This window comes from bacterium, assembly GCA_040755755.1.
Lineage (GTDB): Bacteria > SZUA-182 > SZUA-182 > DTGQ01 > DTGQ01 > DTGQ01.
Genome location: JBFLZW010000004.1, coordinates 26863 through 49843 on the forward strand (window position 1 = coordinate 26863; position 22981 = coordinate 49843).

Consider the following 22981-nt stretch of genomic DNA (forward strand, 5'->3'; position numbering starts at 1 on the left):
AAATACAGAGTAACGGCTTTCAAGCACTACTAATTTTCAGACACTAAATTCTTGAGTAATCCTGCCATATCTTCCAGTCTGCCCGCAGTTAGCCGGTAGCACTTCGCATTCTCCAGAAGAGAGCTTATGAGCAGCGTCATTGAGGCTATGCCGGCCCCATTATCTTTGAAAATAGATGACTCCTGCCCGCCCCGAAAGCTCCTTAAAAGCTCGAACAGCGCTCTTGATTTACGTATTTCAATCAGGTGAGGTTCCTGGGAGAAGTCAGCTTTCCGTTTCTTCCTTTCTTTGGTAATATCAAAGAGGGCAACTTGATGGTGATAACAAAGATTTTTTATTTCGGGCAATAAACAGGAGCCGGTTTTAACCGTGAGTTGTATAACAGGCGATGCCCCTCCTTCTATTTTATTAATCTCTGTTATTCCGGGAAAATCCTGAAGCTTTGAGATCATTTTTTCATCAAATCGGTCTACAGCAAGATATAAGGATGTATAATCCTGCCTTGCAGGATGGGGCGGATTTGCCCTATCCTCAGATCCCTCTTCAGCGAATGAGGACAAAATGATCACATATTTTGGCAGGCAGGGATCACTGAGCTGTATGCCGGGAACATCTGATACATGCATAACAGTTTTTCCTTCACCAGAAATCATGGGTAAGGAATCGAGATTGGACAGGTTAAAATCCTTGAATAACTGGAGGGCGGTTGTTCGAACTCCCAGGGTTCTTGGAAAGGGGTACAAGAGATGATTTTCCCGATGAATACAGGTAATTTCATCGGTAAAGAATTTAAAGCCCTGCCTGATTAATTCTATAGCCAAGGTGCTCTTCCCCTGCCCGGAGGAACCCAGGATGATGACACCCTGTCCCTGCCATGATACAGCCGCTGCATGGAAGAGAAGATGAGATTTTATCTTAGCCATGACAGAATTGATGATGAGGTTATGGGCATAACCCGGCAGCATATGAGCCTTTGGGCAAGGATAAATCTTATCGTCTGCCAGGATAAACGGCTGTTCAGAAAGAGCCGGTTCATCAATCACATAATATCTTCCGATGTGCCCACCTCCCGTTGATGTCTTCACCAGGAAGTTTGCGTACATCTTTTCAAAGTAGATCAAGGCTGAAGATTTATTCGTGGAAATGGTAAAGGTGTGATCCAGAAAATGAAAAGTATAACTCAAATTTGCCACGGTATTGATGGATGATAGATCAATTACACGCATTTTCCCGTATATTTTCCCATTTATGACCTGATCCTGATGAGCTGCACTTTTCGGCAGCCAGGCCAAAAATTGTCTGCGGATACATCTTCTGTCTTAATTCACAAAGATCGTCAACCTCATGGAATGTGCCTTTTGATTGATAAACTGTGCCCGCGCATCCCGCTTGACAGAAGTGGTGCCATGCACAGGCCCTGCATCGAGAGATATCATCCTTACGCCTGCGGCACACCTCTTGTATTTCTGCCATCTTTTCTGACTCAACAGCTTGCTGCAAGCTCATCTTCTGGATTTTACCCAATCTAAATTCCGGCTCCATGAGCAAAGGACAGGGATAAAGCCATCCCTGTGCGTCTAGGGCAAGTATTTCCCCAATCTGACACCACATGGTTTGGCCTGCCGAAAAATAAAGCAAGAAGCCGTGAAACCCGGGGCTGATGTGAAACCCAGGGAACAGAGAGGGGACCTTCTGATACATATAGGTATAAAATTTTGTGTAATCCCGCGTGGACAGGGCTAACTTATCCCAGTGCACCCTGGCTGAACCCATGGCCTGGATCGGGACAAATCGTAAAGAGGATATCCCTTTCTCGGAGGCCAGGGCGAGAATATCAGGGATATACTCAATGTTATTCCTGCTGATCGTTACACAAAAAGCGATTCTTTTTCCGGCACCCTTGCCGATGAGAAGGTCTATAGCCTGTAATGTCTTACCAAAAGCACCCTTACCCCGTATGAAATCATGGATAAACTCCCCGGGGCCGTCAAGACTGATCTGTAGACTTACACCAAGATCGGCCAAAACACCGGCCAGGTAATCATCTATTAAGGTTGCATTGGTATTCAAACCGGTTTTGACTCTTGGGGCTGCATAAGAAAGTATCTTGATGCAGTCCTCTCGCATGAGAGGCTCTCCCCCGCCAAGAGTTAAAAAACAATTCCCGGATTCTTGGGCTTCGTCTATGATTCTGAAAATCTGCTCTGTACTCAGGTAATCTCTCTTTTCTCTGCCATCTGTTACCGCACAATGTCTGCATCGGAGATTACACCGTTCCGTGATATTCAAATTTATTTTCCGGAGGCCAGGGGAGAGCTTTCCAAAAAGATTGTTCTCTCTGTGAGTTGGATCAGAAGCCGATAAAAAGCCATCTTGAGCCAACTGCCTGATAAATGTTTTTACATCCGAACATGAAGAATCAAAGGATATGCCATACTGCCGGCTGATTAGCTGGGCAATTTCCTTTACACTCGTGTGACCATCGCACAGGGATACAATACAATATCCCGCTTCATTGATTACTCTCCATACGGCTCGATCCGCGTGCACCAGGATTGCGCGGTTTTTATCACCTGAAGCGATACATACCCCTTTATAGTGAGGTTTGAAATCTTCAGTCATCATTTTCCTTTTGATTACAGAGAAAATACAAAAAAAGGGGGAAGAGAATTTTAGCCGTTTTTCTTAATGGCTAAAAACTCTTCATCCCCCTCGAAGGTTTTTCTATAAAAATGAATGCTTTGAAATCAACAACCAACTATATTGCCAAACGGACTGCATGCCTGAATAGGCCCAAGCTCTTCGGCCAGGTCCCGTTCAGAAAAGCTGATCATGGCGGGTGGCTCGTACCTCACCACCGGTTTTGTTTCATTGGCAAGCTCTTTTTCCTCTTTCTTGGTATTCATATCCATATTTTTCCCTCCACTTTCTCAATGGCTTATATCAATCATAATTACCAGTACCAATACGGCCATAGCTGCGAATAGTACCAATACGGCCATAGCTGTGGTGCTGAATACCCCCGATACCAGTCTATCGAGTATATTGGCCACAATGCCGGAATACTAGCTGAGACGGGCCCATGCACGGTACTGACGCCCCTTGTATCTATATCCTCCAGCTTGTAATAATAAATAACTCCGGCTACGGCCGTAACATCATTAAAAGAATACTCTCTACTTACCGCGCCACCCTGGGCCCTGATGATTGCAGGGTTGATCATGATGTACTCGCCATCTTCCGATTCACTGCGCAAGATGTTAAAGCCTGCATTATCGAGCTCACATCCAGTGCTCCAGGAAATGGTGATCTGGTTATTTTGGGGAGTTGCAGTAAATGTATCTAATTCAATGGCATCTGGGTGCTGCAGTATTGTAATACTGGCCTTGGCAACATCTGAGCTTGTGTCTGGACTTGATCCGCAGATGGCCATCAGGGTGACATCGAATGTTTTACCTATGTCACTACAATCAAAGGTGAGGCCGTGATCCTCATCCTTTAATTTAACGTACAGCCTGACGGGACCGCAATGGCCGGAGTTTTCGTGGGCGGAGCAATGTGAATTTCTGTCCACTACCTCAGGAGTTAGAGTAAACTCCTTACAATTATCAATGTATATCACTATCGGACTGTTCTTGGCCAAAGCATGTGCCTTACATACTGGATCGGCTTCTGCCCCTCGGACATAAGCCATCGATACTGCCAATATAACCCCTGTTACCACCAACCCTAAAACCCAGATTGATTTCCCTGGATAAAAGTTGAGAAATTTTTTCATTATTGAGCCTCCTTATTTCTTAATTTCTTATTTTTTTCCAGACTTAACCCCTGTGGGATCAGCACTGGTCCAGTTGAGCAGGAAAGCATGAGATATGGGATCTTTTGCTGATTTTGATATTTGACAATTTTGCGCCTCCTTTCTAACAAAATCAGCAAGATAAAAATTCCGCTTTCAGATGTAGTGTGGATCCGTGCCGTGCTTTCCAGTATGACAAATCATTAAAGCTCTTCCCACCGGATGATACCCAAAATATCACTTTACGAGCAGTTTGATAATGGTGTCTTGCAGGAGAATCTCTAGCGGTTTTAAGATAGACAGCAGGTTCCGGCCTTTATGCTTTCACCGGGCTCGGTAGTTTGGAGTATAGATTTATTTCGGATTTACCAACCATTACCACCTTTATTATTCTAGTATAAATTCCACAAATATGTCAAACATAAAAATACATTACTTAAAAAATAATATACCATTAGTCCAATCTCCAGGTGTATGTGATTGATAACACAGAATGCTCTCCCGGTCAATTCAGTACCCCAGCTCTTTTCAGAAGGATGATCTCCAGAAGGAGCTTTTCGAGTTGAAAAAAGTTTTCAAGGTTCGAGGCAAGATCATGGTAAAACCGGGATGTCGTTTTCTTTTGAATCTCCGCACACAGATCGGGCAGCCAGTTAAGGTGGCCGAGAAGATAGTCCTGCTGCTGATGTAGAAGGTTTACCGCCATCAGGTAATTTCTTCTCTGCCACTGCCGCTTTTCTCTTTCGATTAAAAACCGCATATAGTTCAAACCGATCAGAAAATGATCATCCGGTTTTTTGTCTTCCCTGGCATTGCCTGTCAGAAAATGAAGGACCTTCCCCTTCTTCCCCTTCCTTTTTTTCCGGTAATCCGAACCACAGGAGGGAACGTATTTGACATTGGGGCGGATAAATAAATCCAGGTATTCCTTGTTTAATGCCTCGACATTTTCCTCAATGTCCACAAGATTTATTAATTTCTCAGGCGGAGATTCGAGGAGCTGACCGTAGACTTTGTAATATTCGAGGCGAAGGGAGGCAAGTTCAGAGCCATTCAGGAAAAGCTGCAAGTTTCTGAGCTGAAGTATCATATTATCCTTTATCATCACTAACCGGGAACCTTTACTTGTACATTCCAGTCTCTGGGTTTTCTCCTGGCTCTGAAAACCAGTCGGTACGGAAAAGCCGGGAGCACATCTCCAACCATAGCATTATGCTTAAAATGTATCGGCATTTCCTGAGATATCATTCATCGAAAAAAGAAGAAGAAACATTTATTCTTTCAGGGGTATAGCACGTGTACGGGAAACAGAAATTCGGCGTGGCTTCGGTGAAAAATCTTGGTATGAAGGAGCCGTAGTTTTTCCTTCCCTGCGAGTAAAGGGTTGAGAATAAAAAAATTTTATTTGGGCACGATTGTCGTAACTTCAAATAGACGTGAGACGGTTTTTAAATTTCAGTAATATTGCTACCCAGTCGTTTTTTTCTTTACATTCAACCTTTTTCTGGTAAAATAGAGTTCTATTTTACCAAAGTTTTTCCGATAAGGGATTGGCTCTCCCGGTAAGAGGGCGTTTTTACAATGCTTATTAAGAATGGAAAAATAACGACGTTTTAAAATAGAAACAGTTGTATTTGAGCAGCAGGCATGATACTTGATTTGAGGTGCCAGAATGAATCCCAAATTAGATTTGACCAATGTAGCCACCCTGTTAAAGGACTATAAGCAGAAGAAGGGAGCACTTATCCCCGTTCTGCAAAAAATTCAGGAATATTACACCTATATTCCCGAGGCTGCCGTTGACCTTGTAGCCGAGACATTAAACGTCCCGGCCAGTGAAATCTATGGAGTTATTACCTTTTATGCCCAATTTTACACCCGTCCGCGAGGCAGGCATGTGATCAGGGTCTGCCGGGGAACAGCATGCCATGTAAAGGGGAGCAAGACGGTCCTGGAGATCATCAAAGATAAACTGGGGCTCAAGGAAGGAGATACCACCGAGGATCTGCAATTCACGCTGGAGACAGTAGGCTGTCTGGGTGCATGTGCCCTGGCTCCGGTGATAGTGATTGATGGCACGTATTATGACAAAGTTACTGCCCAGAAGATAGACGATATTTTACATCGGCTCTCTCAGAGTGCCGGGCAACAATCTCATGCTTCACCTGCCGAAGCGGAAGCAGCAGGTGAGTTATGAGAAGAATTACGAGCCGAGAGGAATTTGACCGGATAAAAAAAGAGCTGGAAGAGCTATTTAACCAGAACAAAAAGAGGATCATCGTTTGCAAAGGCACCGGATGCAGTGCCTTTGGCAGTGCCAAAGTTATTGAAGCCTTTGAGCATGAGATAGAAAAAGCGGGGCTATCGGACATGGTGGAGGTCAAAAAGACCGGCTGTCATGGTTTTTGTGAAAAAGGCCCCATTGTAGCCATACTGCCTGAGGATATCTTTTATCACCAGGTATCGGTGGAAGATGTCCCTGATATCATTGAGCTGACCATTAAAAAGGGTGAGCTTATCGATAAATTATTATACAAGGATCCAAGAACAAAACAGAAATATGTCTATACCCACGACGTTCCCTTTTACGCCAAGCAAAAGAGGATAGTTTTTCACCACAACGGTCTCATTGATCCTACCAGGATTACGGACTACATCGGTGTTGGAGGATACGAAGCCTTCGTAAAAGCTATCTTTGAGATGACTCCTGAGCAGGTTATCGAGGAAGTAAAAAAGTCAGGCCTTCGCGGCCGGGGTGGCGGGGGATTTTTAACCGGCCTCAAGTGGGAATTTTGCTCGAAAGCCAAGGGAGAGCCCAAGTATTTAATCTGTAATGCTGACGAAGGAGATCCGGGTGCTTTTATGGACCGGAGCCTGCTGGAAGGCAATCCTCACCTGGTGCTCGAAGGGATGCTGATTGCTGGCTATGCTATCGGCTCACACCACGGCTATATTTATGTCAGGGCTGAATACCCTCTGGCTATTGCCAATCTCAAGACAGCTATAGCCCAAAGCAAAGAACTTGGGATTTTGGGGCAGAATATCCTGGGGACAGACTTCTCTTTTGATGTCCTGATAAAAGAAGGGGCAGGGGCTTTTGTCTGCGGTGAAGAGACGGCCCTGATGGCCTCTATCGAAGGGAAACGGGGCATGCCCCGGCCCAGACCGCCATTTCCAGCCCATAAGGGATTATGGGGTAAGCCGTCGAATATCAATAATGTCGAAACCTTTGCCAATGTTCCTTTTATTATTACTAAAGGTTCTCAGTGGTATGCGGAAATCGGCACCGAGAAGAGCAAGGGGACGAAAATTTTCGCCCTGGCAGGGAAGGTCAATAATACGGGACTGGTGGAAGTTCCGATGGGCATTACCTTGCGGGAGGTCGTTTTCGATATCGGCGGCGGCCCCCCGAAGGGGAGGAAATTCAAGGCAGTACAGCTTGGCGGTCCATCGGGCGGCTGTATCGCCGAGGACAACCTCGATGCTCCCATCGATTATGACTCTCTGATCAGCCTGGGAGCCATTATGGGTTCGGGCGGTATGGTGGTCATGGATACGGCAAACTGCATGGTTGATGTAGCCCGGTTTTTCCTGGAGTTCATCCAAAGCGAGTCCTGTGGAAAATGTGTGCCCTGCCGTGTTGGAACCAAAAGGATGCTCGAGATCGTCACCCGAATTACCGAGGGCAGGGGGGAGGAATCGGATCTGGAATTACTCAAGGAGCTTGCGGAAGGGATAAAAGCTACTGCCCTTTGTGGACTTGGGCAGACGGCACCCAATCCGGTTTTGAGTACCATGCGGTATTTTGCGGATGAATACCGGGCTCATATTCTCGAAAAGCGGTGCCCGGCTCACGTTTGCAGTGCACTTATCAAGTTTGAAATCGCTCAGGATCTTTGCAAAAAATGCGGCATTTGTAAAAAAATGTGTCCGGCAGGTGCGGTCAGCTGGATGCCGAAAACGGTAGCGGCCATTGACAAAAATCTCTGCATTCAATGCAAAACCTGTATCGAAAACTGTCCTGCCCAGGCAATACAGTAACATAAGGAAACAGCACATGGAAGAAAAAAAAATATACCTGTCCATCAACGGCAAAGAAGTTGCCTCCGGTCCTTCCCAGACCATTCTGGAAGTTGCCAGAGAGAATACTATCTTTATTCCCACCCTGTGTGACTGCCGGGACCTGAGCCCATTCGGCGCCTGCCGGCTCTGCCTGGTGGAAGTGGCAGGGCTGCCCAAGCTCGTTCCGGCCTGCTCTACTATTGTCGCGCCGGGAATGAAAATCAGGACCGAATCGGAAAAGATCGATAAATATCGAAAGCTGATTGTTGAAATGCTCCTCTCCGATCATAAGCCGGATTGTATGTTTTGTGAAAAATCCGGTGACTGCCTGCTGCAGGATCTGGCCTATCAATACGGTTTAAAAGACAGCCGGCTGGCAGGGGAGCAAAGAGCAGGCATAATCGATGATTCCAACCCGTTTATCGAGCGGGACAACAGCAAATGCATTCTCTGCGGACGGTGCGTCCGTGTCTGTGACGAGGTGCAGGGAGTTTCAGCTATCGGTTTTGTCGGGCGGGGATTTCAGACCCGGATCGGTACTCCTTTTGACCGGAAATTAAACTGTGAGTTTTGTGGTCAGTGTATCGCCTCCTGTCCCGTGGGTGCCCTGACGAATAAGCCTTCACGGCAGAGAGGAAGGAAATGGCAGACCAAATGGGTTAAAACTGTCTGTCCTTACTGTGGATGCGGCTGCAATCTGACCCTTCATATCAAGGACAATAAGATCGTCAGCCTTCATTCAGACAGCACCACGGTAAACGAGGGCTATCTGTGCAGCAAGGGCAGGTTTGGCTATGAATTTGTCCACCATCCCGATCGCTTGCAGTTTCCTCTCATCAGAAAGAACGGCCAGCTCGTCCGGGCAGGATGGGATGAGGCCCTGAATCTGGTGGCCACAAAATTTCAGGACATTAAAAGCCAGCATGGAAACAGGAGCCTGGCAGGCTTAAGCTCGGCCAAGTGCACCAACGAAGAAAATTATCTCTTTCAGAAATTTATCAGGGCGGTCCTTGGCACCAATAATGTCGATCATTGCGCCCGGCTCTGACACGCTTCTACCGTGGCTGGTCTAGCCACATCATTCGGCAGCGGAGCAATGACCAATTCAATCGCCGAGATCGGTCAGGCCAAGGTGATTCTGGTGATCGGTTCCAATACAACCGAAGCCCATCCCATCGTCGGCCTTCAGGTGAAAAAAGCGGTCAGAAAGAATGGCGGCAAACTGATCGTGGCTGACCCACGGCCTATTCCCCTGACCCGGATAGCCGATATCTGGCTGCAGCTGCGGCCGGGAACAAACGTGGCCCTGCTCAACGGGATGATGAAGGTGATTATCGATGAAGGGCTTGCCGATCAGCAATTCATTGCCGAGCGTACCGAAGGCTACGAGGAATTCCAGAAGACGATCGGCCATTATGACCTGGACAGGGTTTCGCAGATAACCGGCGTTCCCGCTTCCCTGATCCGGGACGCTGCCCGCATCTATGCACAGGCTGAAAGCTCATCCATACTCTACGCTATGGGGGTCACCCAGCACAGCTCCGGCACCGATCAGGTTATTTCCATTGCCAATCTGGCCATGTTGACCGGCAATGTAGGCAAAGAAAATGCCGGGGTCAATCCGCTCAGGGGGCAGAATAATGTCCAGGGTGCCTGCGACATGGGATGCCTGCCCAATGTCCTGCCGGGCTATCAGAATATCTCCGATCCTCAGATTCTGGGTAAGTTTGAAGAAAAATGGGGTGTATCGTTATCCAATAAACCGGGCCTGACAGTTACCGAGATATTTCATGGAGCCCTGAGCGGTGAGATCAAAGGACTTTACATCATGGGTGAAAACCCGATGCTGAGCGACCCCGATCTTCACAAGGTGGAGAAAGCGCTCCATGCTCTCGATTTTCTGGTAGTCCAGGATATCTTTCTGACTGAAACCGCCAAACTGGCGGATGTTGTTTTACCGGCAGTAAGCTTTGCCGAAAAGGAGGGTACGGTAACCAATACCGAACGAAGGGTCCAGAAGATGAATAAGGCCGTGCAGACATCCGGAGAGGGGATGGAGGATTGGAAAATCATCAGTGAGCTGGCCGCCCGGATGGGTTATCCCCTGGGCTACCGCTGCGCTGAGGAGATTTTCCAGGAAATAGCCGACCTGACTCCAAGCTATGGAGGGATGACCTACCAGAGGATAGAGCAATCGGGAGGCCTCCAGTGGCCCTGCCCCAGTATCCAGCATCCGGGAACAAAGTTCCTGCACCATCGCCGCTTTGCCAGGGGGCTGGGCAAGTTCAAGCCGGTGGAATACACACCTGCGGCTGAGCTGGCTGATGCTGACTATCCTTTTACCCTGACCACGGGAAGGAGGCTGTTTCACTATCATACGGGGTCGATGTCCCGGCGGGTAGCTCCCCTGCACGAAATTTATCCGGAAGGGTACCTGGAAATCAGTGAGCAGGATGCCCAGGCTATCAGTATTACCTCCAATGATGAGGTTTTAGTAAAGTCCAGGAGGGGAGAGGTGCGGGTGAAAGCCCTGATCACTGACAGGCTGCCTGCAGGAGTGGTGTTTCTTCCCTTCCATTTTCATGAGTCCCCGGCAAATGCTTTGACCAATTCAGCTATCGATCCTGTAGCTAAGATTCCGGAATTGAAGGTCTGTGCGGTAAAGATTGAAAGGCTTGCCAGGGGAGATTGATTATCTGCTGTGCGTCCACATTTTAGGGGGTTTTAAAGTATGTGGGATATCGAGCAATTAAAGGAAATCAAGCTTTTTAAAGACTTAAGTATTGCAGAATTAGAGAGTGTCAGTAGCATCGCCAGGCTGCAAACCTTTAAGGCCGGAGAGATAATCATCAAAGAGAATGAGATTGGCAAGCATCTGTATGCGGTTATTGAAGGATCGGTGAGAATCAGCAAACTGATTGCAGCGGGTGAGAAGGTGACTTTTACTACCCTGAAAAAGGGAAGTTTCTTTGGAGAGTTGTCGCTTCTGACCCAGAAAGCCCATTCAGCTACAGCCGAGGCCATGGAAGATACCAGGGTAATGGTCATCAGTAAAATTGACTTTGATCGGTTCATTGAAGCGACCCCCCAGGCCGGATTCAAGATTTTCAAAGTTATTATCGGGGAAATCAGTGAACTGCTCAAGCAGATGAATAACCGGTTTATCGACATGATGGGTTATATGTGGCATTGAAAATGAGAAATATTTGACATTCTTCTGGGAAAGTTACTATAGTATAACTGAAAGCCGATACTCAGATTCCGGTAATAAAAGCCATCTGGAAACCTCAAGCGGATAGACAGATGGCTTTTTTTTCGGGCAGGATGGAGAGGAGATTTTCCGGGAATTACCCGATCTGAGTACCATGTACCGGATTTGATAGCCAGAAGGAGGGGGTTATGAACGAGCTGGTAAAACATCTGGAATTTTTTGAGCCGGCAGACTGGATTCGGGCTATGCTGGGCACGGAATGCTTTTCCAAAGAAATCCAGGAGATTTTCTTTCTTGCCCGCAGCATTTTTTCCAGTCATAGCGTGTATTCGATCAAAGAGTCGATGGCTCCCATCCTCAACCGCAAGAAGCCGTCCTTGCCATCATCGAAAGACGTGCAGAAGCGCTCGCAAAGCCCGCGGTGGCGGCCGCAGCCGTTATCCGATAATATGGATATCGCCAAGGTTTCCTGGGTTTACCAGATCGCCTCTGTTTTGCCGCGGGAGTTTGTCATTAACCATGATACCATATTTTACAAAAAGCTCATCAACAAGGAGTTGAACCGCCGGAGATTCGAGGCTCCGGAAGAAGAGACCCTTTCGACAACTGAGCTTGTGCACGGACAGGATCAGAGAGTCAACAAAGCGCAAAAAATCTATGTGCTCTTTGATAATTCCTCATCAATGAGCGGGGAGAAGCTGAATAAATTTTATGCAGCCAAAGCTATATCACTGGAGTATTTACGGCGGGCTCAGCCGGAAAATCCACAAATTTATTTTCGTTCGTTTACCGACCAGGTCAGCCCGTTGATCCGGTCGGAGAGAGCCAAAGATATCAAGAAGATTATAAGACATATAGCTCATCTGCATACCGCCGATTGCTACCAGACCGAAATCGGCAAGGCCATTTTACAGGCCATCGAGGATATCCGGCGGGATCCCCGGATGGAGAAGGCTGAAATATTGGTCATCACTGATGGGCTTGGACCCATCCCTGAAAATCTGCGCGAGCTTCTCGGTGGAATCAAGCTGCATGTGATCCTGATTTGCGGCCTGGATATCGATCAGGTGCTGAAACTCTACCCTGACCGTGCAGCCTGGGACCTGGCTGGACAGGATGACAAACCAAGGGAAATGCCGGCCTTCTGGAGCGCCTGGAACCTCGATAGAAATGGCTTATCCCTCCCGGATCCGGGGGAGAATCTGGAAGCCTTGCGAAAGAGCAAATTGACTCCCCAGCGGAGTCAGATGCTGCGGAAGATGGAGATCTTACTGGCATTGGCTCAAGTTTACCAGCTTCAGGAGATAGTTGATACTTTCATTCCCCTTCCTTCGATACTTGGGGAAAAATTCGACCTTTTCAATGCCTATGAGCTTGAACTGATTATCGAGTACAGAAAAACGCTGGAGCAAAACCAGCATCAGCATTCATCTATTCCGGAAAAAACCGAGATATATCATCGCATTCATTTCATGATCAGATATCTTAACAATCTGTTGAGCCGCAAACCATCCCAGGAAATGCAGGAGCAAATCAGGCAGGAAATTAATCATTTTATCCGAATCAAGCAAATACTTTTGAAAGATTCCTGGTTCGTCTCGATCCTGGAGAATTTTGCCCGTCAGGGGGAGGGAATCACAACCCTGGAGGAAGAGCAGGAGAAAGGAATACGCTCACATAAGAACCGCAAGGGCCTTCGTACCTTCCTGATTATTCTCGGCAGAAAGATCAAAAGGCTTTATCATTGGGTCATGCAGTCCCGCCCCTGGCTGGTAAACCTTATCCGATACTGGATTGCCTGCCTGAAAAGAAAGCGATTGATTCGGCGAAAAAATAAACTCCGTGACAAGCTTCGGGCTGAGCTTGGCGGAGTGGGGAGTTGATGATTGGCGGTGAATGGTAAAAAAGGGGCAAAGGATACACAAAATATGCATCCTTTGCCCCTTTATGCTATTTAAGCCTGCCGATGCTCTTTATAACGCACGGCCCGGTCCCGTTCCCGGCCCCTTTCCGAGGCCGCATCCTGATCCTTGCGCCGGGGGAAGATCGTCTCCATCCGGCCCTCCGTGCCAGTAGGGCATGCTCTCGAATTTTTTCAGTTGTTCGGGAGTGAGAATCTTTTTCACTTCCACCCGGTGCCGCATTCTTTCCTTTTCCATGCTTGCCCTGAGCTTGGAGATCTGGTCGGTCAACTCATCGACCTTTTTCCAATCTACCGTGCTGTTTTCCAAAAGCGTCTTTTGCTCCAGTCTCTTTTTCCCCAATTCATCCCGGAGATTGAGGGTTTTCTTCTGAAAGGCGAACTGAAGATCATGCATCTTCTGCTGCTGCTGGGTAGACAGGTCAAGAAGCTGACCAAGATGGCGTCCTTTGCCCGGTCCCCCGCCGCCTGGCCCCATCCCCTGACCAGGACCCGGTCCGGTCATGCACTGGCCTTTGCTTCCCCAGAAAGCATTGGCTGAGGGGGATGTAAAGGAAACCAGAATAGCCATAAGAGTGAAAGCAACCAGAAGACTGGTAATAAAAGATTTCTTGTTCATTTTTGTCCCTTTCATGGTGATGTTGTTCTGAAGAAACTGCCGGTCAACAAATTCTGGCCATATCCGAAACTGCGATAAACCGTCACCACCTCCCCTTTTGCTTTTTCCCAAATCCAGGGCCAATGGGTCCCTGGCCAAAGGGACCGCACCCCGATCGTTGACGGATGGCTTTCAGTAACCTCCGCTGCTTTTCTTCCGGAAGACTGGCTTTCAGGTTGATAATCTGATGAGTAACCACCTTTTGCATGGCAGCCTGAAGAGCTGCGATCTTTTCAATCTGCTGATCAACCTGGACCTGGTTAATCTGAGGCTTGTCGAGCAGATCAAAAAGGATCTGCCGCTGCTGATGGATCTGGCATCTCAACTGCACCAGATTCTCTCTATCCTGTTTAAAAAGCGACTGCAAGCGGGAAGTCTCTTTGTCTTCGAGTTGAAGGTTTTCCCGCATAAATCTGCCGAGAGGCTTTTGACCGCAGACCAGTCCGGCTCCATCCCGGCTCACCCGCCAGTAATGATAGGCAAGAGTCCCTGCCACAGCAATATTGACGGCCACGGAAAAAATGAGCACCAGATACAGGGCGTATTTTTTCATCACGATTCCCCTTCTAAGATACTCTCAAGGTTCATTTCGGCAAGAGAAGGAGAATAAATCTCCTGGGGCGAGAGAACTGCCATCAGGTCGATTCCCTCTTGCTCCCTGACCAGGCAAGCGGTCAATTTCGTCCCCATGAGCGTCCCCAGAAAGATCCCCAAAGCCACCAGGCAAGCGGCTGCAAACCGCAAGTTCAGGCCATGTTTACAGAAGGGTGCGCTATCCGCAGCACTGGACGATTCCTGCCGCTGTACGTGAGCCAGTATCTTGTGCTCTAATAACGCAGGAGGAGATATCGTGCGCTCAGAGTGCACGAGGCAATGGTCAACCTGCTGCCATTTCAGCAGCTTACCCCTGCATCTTTGGCATTGATCGATGTGCCGGATAATAGCCTCCCGCTCTTCCGGCGATAATTCCCCATCAATCAGGGCCGATATCTTCTGGTCTCTTACATGTCTTTTTATGTGCATCTTTGCTACCCTCTTTATCTCTAATACCAGATATCAAAAAAAAACTTGCGCTGCCTATTCAGGGATTATTTATTTTCCCAACCCTCATCATCCGAGCTCACGCTGGATCTTCTGTTTGGCCCGGAAGATCAATGATTCCACAGCCGGAAGGTTGATGTCCATGACGTCGGCGATTTCTTTATAACTCAGCCCTTCCAGCTTGCTCAGGGTCAGGGCAACCTTTTGCCTGGGGCTGAGACTATCGATGGCTTGCTGCACTCGTTGAGACATCTGCTGATGGGAGAATTCTTCTTCCGGATTTTTCCGGGGATCGACAATTTCCTCCTCCTGAGAAATCTCCTGTTCCCTATCGTGCTCAGAGCGGTTCCAGAAGAAAAAAATCCGTCGCCTCCTGGCCGAGTTTAAAACGTTAATGGCCAGGTGACTGGCAATGGAAAATATCCAGACCCGGAAAGGATACTTCGAATCGTATTGGCCGGCGCTTCGATACACCCGGAGGAAGGTTTCCTGAACGAGGTCCTGTGCCTCTCCCTCATCCTTGAGAATTCGGTAGATGAACCGATAGAGTGCAGTACCGTATCTTTCGACCAGTCTTTCAAAGTTTTGGCTATTCCCCTGCTGAAGGCCGGCCATCAGCTTTTCATCGGTGATTTCTTTCAATCCGCAGACTTCCTTATCGATCATGGCATAAATTGCATAGGGTGCTACAAGTTACCTGGTCAGTGATCATGAGATATGCTACTATAATATACAGGCAAGTCAACCAAATCTTGCGCCATGATTTAAGAGATCGGCAGAAGGATAAAATGCTGGGCTTCAGGGATTCCCGGTCTTGGTGTTGAAAATCTGCTCTGTCATCTGATAGCTGATTCTGATCTCGGAGTTTTCCGCTTCTTGGGAAACGGACACCGGAATATCCAGCCGCTCTTGAGCCAGAAAGCACTGGGAATAAGCTTCTGCCTGGCTGCTGCAATAATAAACCAGCATATCGACAAATATATGGGATTTGCCTTCAGCAGCCTGAAAAGGAATGGTTATGGGTAAATTATCGCTTTCGAATTGAAGGTAAGGGGGAGAGATCGGAAACTGCAACCGATCGTTATCTGCCTGCCAGGAGACGGTATGGGGGGCATAGGGAGTCAATTGGCAGCCTTTGGGAATGACCAGATCAATGAGCAGTTTTCCTTCGCCGGGATGGATCGTCTTGGGATCGTACCGAATCAGCTTGCCGGTAAATTCCTCGACTGCTGTTGCCTGCTGAAGGAACTCAAGACCAGTAAAGGCAATAGTTTTCACGGCATAGTCCTGCAAGTCCATCTTTCTGATTACATGATTGTTTGTATCGGCGATATATAATTGACCGTGGGCGATGCTTAATCCTCCAGGTTCATTGAACAGGACCTGCTGGCCGACTCCATCGCGAAATCCTTCCGGTCCCGCCCCGGAAATGGTTTCACAGGTCTTTCTCAAAGGGTCGATCCGCTTGATTTTATTATTATAAGTATCAGCTACATAGAGATATCCCTGTTCAAAAACCACCCCCAGAGGATGCTGAAGCAAGACTGATTTTCCTTCGCCATCCTGGTCTCCAAACACAAACAGGTCCCTGCCAACAATGGTCGAAACGGTGCCGTAAGGAGGAAGGTCCACCGAGCGAAGAGCACTGCTTTCACTATCTGCAACATAGAGTTTTCTGCCATCCGTGGTTATTCCGCTTGGCTGGGCCAGAGCCGCTGCTTTGAGCGGGCCATCCACAATCCCTTCCCGGCTGCTGCCTGCATAGGGTTCAATAAAGCCGTCGCGGAGCCTCAACTGCCAGACCTGGTGAAATCCGGCCATGGCTATATACAGATATCCCTGATGAAGAACCAGATCCCAGGGAGAGTTCAAGAGAATGGTAAGCCCGTAGCCCGAATTTATTCGACGGGCCTGACGTCCATTTCCAGCCAGGGTTATTACCTGATGGTTTTTCATATCCACCTGTCGGACAGCATGGTTTTCCGTATCAGCTACATAGAGCAAATCTCCCTGGACAGCCATCCCTTGAGGATGGTTAAATTGAGCGATTCGGAAGTTTCCGTCCCGAAAACCAGCTTCTCCCTGGCCAATAATTGTCTGGATAGCCAATTCATCCAGGCTGGCAGCAATGATCCGGTTGTGATTGGTATCGGCGATAAAAAGCCGATTTAATGCCTTATCGGCCAGAATCTTGCCCGGGAAAGCCAGGAACGATTCGGGTACGGGTGAAGCTTCCAGCTCACGCCGGATGGGGCGGCGATCTATTTTTCCTTCCCGGTCATATTCCTGGATAATGCTGTTGATAATGGTGCTGAAAGACTCGTAGATTCCTTCACCGGAGGTAATGCCGATCAGGTTGCCCTCCGGGTCAATGAGGGCAAAGCTGGGCCAGGCCCGAACATCATAGAGACGCCAGATAAGCAAATCCTTATCATTTACCACCGGGTGCCTGATTCCATGACGTAAAATAGCCTGCCGGATATTTCCTTCTCTATATTCAGCGTCAAATTTGGCCGAATGGACCCCGATAACAACCAGTTCATTCGGAAATTTCTCTTCCAGCCGGGTGAGATCCAGGATAACATGAAGACAATTGATGCAGCAATAGGTCCAGAAATCCAGGAGCACTACTTTTCCCCGCAATTCCTTCAATGAGATGGGGTGGCGGGTATTATACCAGGTAAGGCCGGATGGAAAGTCCGGAGCTTTTATTTTAAATCTGTCAGGTCTGTTCATACCCCGATTACCTCTTTTGTTTCAGTAACGTCTCCTGTTTTTATGTTTAATCGGAAACTCTACCTGCAATATGGTAGTCAGCGGTTTATTATTGTGAAAAACCGGAAAATAGAGTATCTTATTTCATAGTTGGTCAGGCCTTTTTTGGAAAAGTGAGGTGAGGTAAAATGGCTGTTGATAAAATACCTGAAGAATGGCTGATGCTGGTCAAGGATATTGAAGGCTATCAGCGCCGATTTATTGTTTTTACCCTGGGGGAAAATGATACAGGAAAATCCACATTCTGCCGTTACCTGGTTTCCCAGTTATGTCATCAAGGGCGACGAGTGGCCTGGATCGATGCGGATTTGGGGCAATCCATCCTTGGACCTCCCGCCAGCGTGGGAATGACTATTCTTTCTCCGCCGGGAGGAGAGGAAAGCCCTTTATTTTTACGCTTTGTTGGTTCCACCTCTCCAGTAGGGCATCTCCTGCAAACCCTGGTGGCAGTCCGGGTCCTGATGGATAAAGCTATCCGGCAGAGAGTGGATGGGATTGTCCTTGATACTTCCGGCTTTGTCTCAGGCAAGATTGGCCTTGAATTCAAATTCCAGAAAATCGATCTGGTGAATCCTACTCACCTTGTCGCTCTGGAGCGAGGTAAGGAATTGGAAGTATTGCTGAAAAATTTCTCTTACCGCAGATCGCTCTCCATTCGCCGCTTTCCCATACCGGAGGCTGTTCAGCTCAAATCCATGGAGCAGCGATGGGAATACCGCCAGGAGCAGTTTCGCAGATATTTCAATGAGGCCAGAGTGACAGACTTTACTTTCGGTGGGCTTGGGCTTCACGGGCACCTGCCGGACTTTCAGAGTTTACGGAATTGGCAGGGCCTGCTTATTGGGTTCTGCGATGAAATAAACGATACTCTTGCCCTGGGAGTTATCCAGAGTGTAGATCTGAAGCGCAAGCATCTCTCCTGCCTGACTCCGCTCCAGCAGAAGCACCGGGTGAGATCGATTCAGTTTGGATCACTCCGCCTGGATCCAAGCGGGCAGGAGCTGGGTCCAAGGAAATAAAAAAAAGAGAATCTTCAGCAGCTTGAAAAGGCCGGGGAGATGAAATTGGAAAGTCTATCTCTCAAACTCCCCGGCCCTTCAGAAGGGGCAAAGGCTTACTCGGCTCATGGAACGATTACAGCCCTTTCCCCTGAGGACTATCAATTTTTCAGGTCAATCCGAGCTCATTGAAACTACCTCAACGACCTCAGCCAGGTCGGTCTCAGGCAGCTCGACCTGGCCACTCTGTTTCTCCCTGAGAGCCTCTCTGGCAATATCGGCTGTAGCAATAATGCCCTGAAGTGTTCCATTCCGATCAACTACCGGCACACGACGGACCTGATGTTCTTTCATGATTTGTTCAACCTTTTTAATGTCATCATCCGGCTGGCAGGAAAATATCTGCTTGCTCATGCATGATTCAACATTAAGCTGCGAACAGGCCTTCTCTTCGGCTCCGAGACTCAGGGCAACATCACGGTCAGTGATGATCCCGACAAGATGGCCCCCTCCCGCCCCGTCGGTTACCGGCACTACACCGACATTGTTCTCTCTCATGATATCAATAGCACTGCACAGTTTATCTTTGGGATGGCAGGAACTCGGATTACTGGTCATGATATCTCGTGCTTTCATTGCCTTATCCTCCTTATGGCTAAAATCGGTCATGATCTTTCGATCATTCCACATACTCTCGATGAGATATCCGGGCAGGTTTCCCTGCCATTAAAGATTATCGGCTGAAATGATCAGGAAGAGTGACACGGCAGGAGAAAAAGTTACTCCTGCCGCCATGATTGTTTTTCGGAGCGATCAGGCTATTTTTGCTTGTATTTCTGTCTCACTTTTGCGAAAATTACCTTTTTCAGTGAGTGAGGTGGAAAGAAAAAATGTCCCAAGTCAGCCGTAAACCGCATCAGGCAGAGGGGAAGAATGAATTCTCCTGTGAATGGAAACTTCACCAGAGCCAGGAGGCTTCCTCGGATAATCGGAGTGCTCTCTATCCTTTTCATAACTATACCTGGGAGGGGGTTAAGCCTGAGGTCTATAAGCAGGAGCCAGGCAATTTTGCCAATATTGTCCGGAATGTTATTGTCGGGGCACGGGGGGAATCGTGTCGTTTCGAAGTGCGGTATTTTGAAATAGCAGAGGAGGGCGGGTTCTCCAGCCTCGAAAAACATCACCATGAGCATGTAGTAATCTGTATCCGGGGGCAGGGACAGGTACGTATGGGAAAGGAAGTTCACGATTTGAACCTTCTGGATGTTGCCTATATTTCACCCGATACCCCTCATCAGCTTATCAACCGTGGAAAGGAGCCATTCGGTTTCTTTTGTATCGTAGATAGAGAAAGGGATCAGCCGCAGGAATTGAGCATGGAAAGTATCACCTGAGTTACAGGGAAAATATCCCCTTGGCTTTCTTACAGTAGCCTTCCTTTTCAGCCATCAGGTCCCAATGAATGGTGTTGAGATCTTCCAGAAAGAGCAGTTCTTCTGGTATCAGTCCATAATCGTAATTAATAGTTTTGATATATCCTTTACAATTATTGCAAACATCAATCCTGCCAGCCTTATCGTCTGAGTCCAGGTAAAAATACTGGAGGGCGTCTGCCTGCTCTGTCTGACAAAAAGGGCATCTCAACCGTGGGAATGACCAGCAGTGGTTACACAGGGAGCAGATGAGAAACCTCTGCCTTCCCTGGAAAGAGAGCTGATTTTGACTCTCCTCAGCTTTCACTGGTTTTAAATAGGACAGGGCAGGAAGAGAACCGCAGATAGGGCATGACGACTCTGTCCAGGAGGGAAGATTGCAAGTGCTGACAATCTCCTCAGCCACAGACTCAGCAAAGGGTTTCACACTGTTCTTGAGAAAGAAAAAAAGAAGAGCAAGATCAAGGTCGTGAACCTGAGCAAAGTCATAGATGGGAGCCCAATTATGCAGCAGGTAATTTTGGGCCAGGCTGATGAATATATATGAGTCTCTCAGGATATCCTGATGAATGTTTTCTATTTGATTATTGACTGCCGGTCCTCTATTTTTCAGCAGTGCGGTCAATTCTCCTATCAAGGGCTCATATGCCTTAAAATTGGCAGGTATGAAACTCAACTCAAGCAAAGGACAGCCTTTCTCAAGTTTCCCTCTGGTTTTCTCTTCGGCCAGGGCAATGGATGGCAGATGGATATTCTTCTTGGCCTGTAACTGCCGTTTTAATATCTCTTTGTAAAAAATGACTATTTCATCAATCTCAGGGTGCTTCTTCTGGATGCGGTCCAACACTTTCTCAACCTGTTCAAATGTGTAATGCATACTATTCATTTTCCCCTTTTGATCATTTGAGTAACCAGGGTTTTTCAGTGAGCTTATCCAACTTGAGAACTCAAGGTGTCAGATACTGCAAAATTTGTTCCTCATACCTGCTTGAAATGTCAGGCCTGAAATTACAAAACCTTTCTAGTTCTTTATGCGGACCCTTTCGGTTGATATTGAGAGCTGTCATTCTCGAACCGAGGGGTAACTGTAAACTATTCTGCATACTTCACCGGGAGAAGATATAAGGAGTTGGTATTTATGCGGCTGCATTATACTGCATCACAAATGAAATTAAAATACATCATTTACGTAAAAAGGAGAAAAAAGTGAGGAGGTGTTAGCCTCATCAATCTGAACTTTGGTCATTCCGGTTAAAAAAGTCTCTCAACTTTTCCACTCTTTCCGCTCTTGCCTCCATTCTTTTCTGATAAACCCCCTTGACCTGCTGGGCGATTTCCGAATTCATAACCATGTCGATCAATTCCGGAATCGTCGTAGGGATGGTTATATTGAGATCCGGTAATGAATCACCTTGACCCATTGCCTGTTTAACAGCCCTTACCAGGGGTCTTTGATCCGCCGATTTCCCCTCACCGGCAAGGGCGCGGCTGGCGAAACCCGGTCCACTGATAAATGCATAAGCCAGGAAAAGGATCACCATCAATTTGAATAATTGCTGCTTCATATAATATCACCTCGTTTACGCTGGAAAAGCTTGGTTTGTAGGTAAAAGCAAAAATACCAACTCCCTGTGATGATATTTTCGGTTATAAATAGAAAAAGCCGTTACTTAATTAGATAATGAAAAAATACACGGGTTTGTTGCGGCATTTTTCAAAATATGGTAATTTAAGAATTCAATGCCAAAGCTAAAATACCCAAAGAAAGAAGGAGCGCAGGATATGATTCGCCAATGCAGCCAGAGTGACTTTGAGATTATGTACACCATCATTAATGATGCAGCCCAGGCTTATTGCGGCGTTATTCCGAAGGATTGCTGGAAAGTGCCCTATATGCCCCGCAGTGAGCTTCAGCATGAAATCGAGCATGGTGTCGCCTTCTGGGGGCATGAGGAAGATGGCAATTTAGTCGGGATCATGGGCATCCAGCATATCCAGGATGTAACGCTTATCAGACATGCCTATACGCTGACCAGCAGGCAAAAGCAGGGAATAGGGAGCAGGTTATTGAAATTTCTCTGCACCATGACCACCCGGCCGGTTTTAATCGGCACCTGGGCCGACGCCCTTTGGGCTATCCGCTTCTACGAAAAGCATGGCTTCCGGTTAGTCTCCCCGGAGGAGAAAGACCGGCTGCTGAAACAATACTGGTCGATTCACAACCGCCAGATCGAAACCTCTGTAGTTCTTGCAGATCAAAAGTGGGCTGACATTTATCGGGTGAAGAAATGTGGTAATCAGAGTTTATAGGGGCGCATATTGAAAAGATTATCTTTCTTTGGTAATCTAGTTTACAGGAAGATAAGAGAAAGAACAACTTTGCGGGAGAAAATTTATGAAATCTGTGTCAATAGATCTGCCGGATGACTTGGCTATAGCCGTGGAGAGTTATGTAAAAGCTGGTTTGTTTCATTCTGAAATGGATGTTTTACTGGCTGCAATCTCTGAGTTTGTCCGCTGCAATAAGATTGATCTCATGGAACGCTTTGCCCATGAAGATATCGAATGGGCAAAAAAAGAAGCTCGGAAGATCAAATGCCAATAGCCGTCTGTGATGCTGGCCCGATCATTCATCTCTATGAGGCGGGATTTTTGTCTTCGCTTAATAATGTGGGTGAAATCTTACTGCCGCAAAGAGTATCAGCCGAAGTCCTGGCTATTACAGATATTGATGATCGCTGGCCTGAGTGGCTTCGAGTTATCCAGCTTTCCTCTTCAGAATTGAAAGAGGCTGAAATGTGGGCAAAGATTGGAGGCCTCCATACGGGAGAAGCGGATGCCTTTATTTTAGCCAGAATGCAGAAAGCGGATTGGCTGCTGACAGATGATTCATCTGCACGATTGTTTGCTTCTTTGCTGGGCTTGGAAGTGCATGGTTCTTTGGGTATTGTACTGTGGAATGCAGCCAAGGGATATTTATCAAGAAGGGAGGCTGAACAGGCACTGGACAACCTTAAAAGATCCTCTCTATGGCTTTCTGCCAAAACCTTTGAAGAGGCACAAAAAGCACTCATGGATATGTGAGA

General features: G+C 47.5%; 23 protein-coding genes. 10 read left to right on the forward strand and 13 right to left on the reverse strand.

Annotation, left to right across the window (positions count from 1 at the left end; genetic code table 11):
* Positions 1-29: 29 nt before the first annotated feature.
* The 5 genes from AB1611_02000 to AB1611_02020 all read right to left on the reverse strand — a co-directional run bounded on the left by AB1611_02000 (position 30) and on the right by AB1611_02020 (position 4901).
* Entirely contained in the window at positions 30-1226 is a 1197-nt protein-coding gene (locus AB1611_02000; GenBank protein MEW6378360.1) for a hypothetical protein, read from the reverse strand.
* The gene (locus tag AB1611_02005) at positions 1213-2520 is read right to left on the reverse strand and encodes a PqqD family peptide modification chaperone (GenBank protein ID MEW6378361.1); all 1308 of its coding nucleotides are present in this window, start codon (positions 2518-2520) and stop codon (positions 1213-1215) included. The genes AB1611_02000 and AB1611_02005 overlap by 14 nt, the downstream gene beginning before the upstream one ends.
* A 227-nt stretch (positions 2521-2747) precedes the next feature.
* Positions 2748-2912, reverse strand: coding sequence for a hypothetical protein (locus AB1611_02010; GenBank protein MEW6378362.1), 165 nt, complete (start codon positions 2910-2912; stop codon positions 2748-2750).
* A gap of 41 nt (positions 2913-2953) precedes the next feature.
* Positions 2954-3778, reverse strand: a complete 825-nt coding sequence (locus AB1611_02015; GenBank protein MEW6378363.1) for a hypothetical protein — start codon at positions 3776-3778, stop codon at positions 2954-2956.
* Between the two features lie 523 nt (positions 3779-4301).
* Positions 4302-4901 carry a molecular chaperone TorD family protein gene (locus tag AB1611_02020; protein MEW6378364.1) on the reverse strand — a complete coding sequence of 200 codons (600 nt, stop codon included), beginning with the start codon at positions 4899-4901 and terminating at the stop codon, positions 4302-4304.
* A 567-nt stretch (positions 4902-5468) separates the two neighbouring features.
* Between AB1611_02020 and nuoE the strand changes: the two genes are divergently transcribed.
* The 5 genes from nuoE to AB1611_02045 all read left to right on the forward strand — a co-directional run bounded on the left by nuoE (position 5469) and on the right by AB1611_02045 (position 12952).
* Entirely contained in the window at positions 5469-5993 is a 525-nt protein-coding gene (nuoE, locus tag AB1611_02025) for an NADH-quinone oxidoreductase subunit NuoE (GenBank protein MEW6378365.1), read from the forward strand.
* Positions 5990-7837: an NADH-quinone oxidoreductase subunit NuoF gene (gene nuoF, locus AB1611_02030; protein MEW6378366.1), complete on the forward strand. Its 1848-nt coding sequence runs from the start codon at positions 5990-5992 to the stop codon at positions 7835-7837. Before nuoE ends, nuoF begins: the two co-directional genes overlap by 4 nt.
* A 16-nt stretch (positions 7838-7853) precedes the next feature.
* Positions 7854-10550, forward strand: coding sequence for a formate dehydrogenase subunit alpha (fdhF, locus tag AB1611_02035; GenBank protein MEW6378367.1), 2697 nt, complete (start codon positions 7854-7856; stop codon positions 10548-10550).
* 39 nt (positions 10551-10589) lie between these two features.
* Positions 10590-11051, forward strand: a complete 462-nt coding sequence (locus AB1611_02040) for a cyclic nucleotide-binding domain-containing protein (GenBank protein MEW6378368.1) — start codon at positions 10590-10592, stop codon at positions 11049-11051.
* A gap of 206 nt (positions 11052-11257) precedes the next feature.
* The gene (locus AB1611_02045) at positions 11258-12952 is read left to right on the forward strand and encodes a VWA domain-containing protein (protein MEW6378369.1); all 1695 of its coding nucleotides are present in this window, start codon (positions 11258-11260) and stop codon (positions 12950-12952) included.
* A gap of 90 nt (positions 12953-13042) precedes the next feature.
* Here AB1611_02045 and AB1611_02050 read toward each other — a convergent pair whose 3' ends face one another.
* The 5 genes from AB1611_02050 to AB1611_02070 form a co-directional block, all read right to left on the reverse strand.
* Positions 13043-13609: a Spy/CpxP family protein refolding chaperone gene (locus AB1611_02050; GenBank protein MEW6378370.1), complete on the reverse strand. Its 567-nt coding sequence runs from the start codon at positions 13607-13609 to the stop codon at positions 13043-13045.
* Between the two features lie 82 nt (positions 13610-13691).
* Positions 13692-14201, reverse strand: a complete 510-nt coding sequence (locus tag AB1611_02055; GenBank protein ID MEW6378371.1) for a periplasmic heavy metal sensor — start codon at positions 14199-14201, stop codon at positions 13692-13694.
* Positions 14201-14671 (reverse strand): zf-HC2 domain-containing protein, encoded by a 471-nt coding sequence (locus tag AB1611_02060; protein MEW6378372.1) that lies wholly within the window; start codon positions 14669-14671, stop codon positions 14201-14203. Before AB1611_02060 ends, AB1611_02055 begins: the two co-directional genes overlap by 1 nt.
* Before the next feature lie 87 nt (positions 14672-14758).
* Positions 14759-15355, reverse strand: a complete 597-nt coding sequence (locus AB1611_02065; protein ID MEW6378373.1) for an RNA polymerase sigma factor — start codon at positions 15353-15355, stop codon at positions 14759-14761.
* Between the two features lie 132 nt (positions 15356-15487).
* Entirely contained in the window at positions 15488-17425 is a 1938-nt protein-coding gene (locus AB1611_02070) for a thioredoxin-like domain-containing protein (GenBank protein ID MEW6378374.1), read from the reverse strand.
* Between the two features lie 167 nt (positions 17426-17592).
* On the opposite strand from AB1611_02070, the gene AB1611_02075 reads away from it, so the two are divergent.
* Entirely contained in the window at positions 17593-18483 is an 891-nt protein-coding gene (locus AB1611_02075; GenBank protein ID MEW6378375.1) for a Clp1/GlmU family protein, read from the forward strand.
* A gap of 153 nt (positions 18484-18636) precedes the next feature.
* Here AB1611_02075 and AB1611_02080 read toward each other — a convergent pair whose 3' ends face one another.
* Complete coding sequence (locus AB1611_02080) at positions 18637-19098, reverse strand: CBS domain-containing protein (protein ID MEW6378376.1); 462 nt, start codon at positions 19096-19098, stop codon at positions 18637-18639.
* A gap of 254 nt (positions 19099-19352) precedes the next feature.
* Between AB1611_02080 and AB1611_02085 the strand changes: the two genes are divergently transcribed.
* Positions 19353-19856, forward strand: a complete 504-nt coding sequence (locus AB1611_02085) for a cupin domain-containing protein (protein MEW6378377.1) — start codon at positions 19353-19355, stop codon at positions 19854-19856.
* 1 nt (position 19857) lies between these two features.
* Here AB1611_02085 and AB1611_02090 read toward each other — a convergent pair whose 3' ends face one another.
* Positions 19858-20772 (reverse strand): formate dehydrogenase accessory protein FdhE, encoded by a 915-nt coding sequence (locus tag AB1611_02090; protein MEW6378378.1) that lies wholly within the window; start codon positions 20770-20772, stop codon positions 19858-19860.
* Between the two features lie 349 nt (positions 20773-21121).
* Positions 21122-21460 (reverse strand): hypothetical protein, encoded by a 339-nt coding sequence (locus AB1611_02095; protein ID MEW6378379.1) that lies wholly within the window; start codon positions 21458-21460, stop codon positions 21122-21124.
* Between the two features lie 217 nt (positions 21461-21677).
* Between AB1611_02095 and AB1611_02100 the strand changes: the two genes are divergently transcribed.
* The 3 genes from AB1611_02100 (at position 21678) to AB1611_02110 (ending at position 22979) form a co-directional block, all read left to right on the forward strand.
* Positions 21678-22205, forward strand: coding sequence for a GNAT family N-acetyltransferase (locus tag AB1611_02100; GenBank protein ID MEW6378380.1), 528 nt, complete (start codon positions 21678-21680; stop codon positions 22203-22205).
* Between the two features lie 85 nt (positions 22206-22290).
* On the forward strand, positions 22291-22500 hold the full coding sequence (locus AB1611_02105) for a hypothetical protein (GenBank protein ID MEW6378381.1): 210 nt from the start codon (positions 22291-22293) through the stop codon (positions 22498-22500).
* Complete coding sequence (locus AB1611_02110) at positions 22461-22979, forward strand: DUF3368 domain-containing protein (GenBank protein ID MEW6378382.1); 519 nt, start codon at positions 22461-22463, stop codon at positions 22977-22979. The genes AB1611_02105 and AB1611_02110 overlap by 40 nt, the downstream gene beginning before the upstream one ends.
* Positions 22980-22981: the final 2 nt, after the last annotated feature.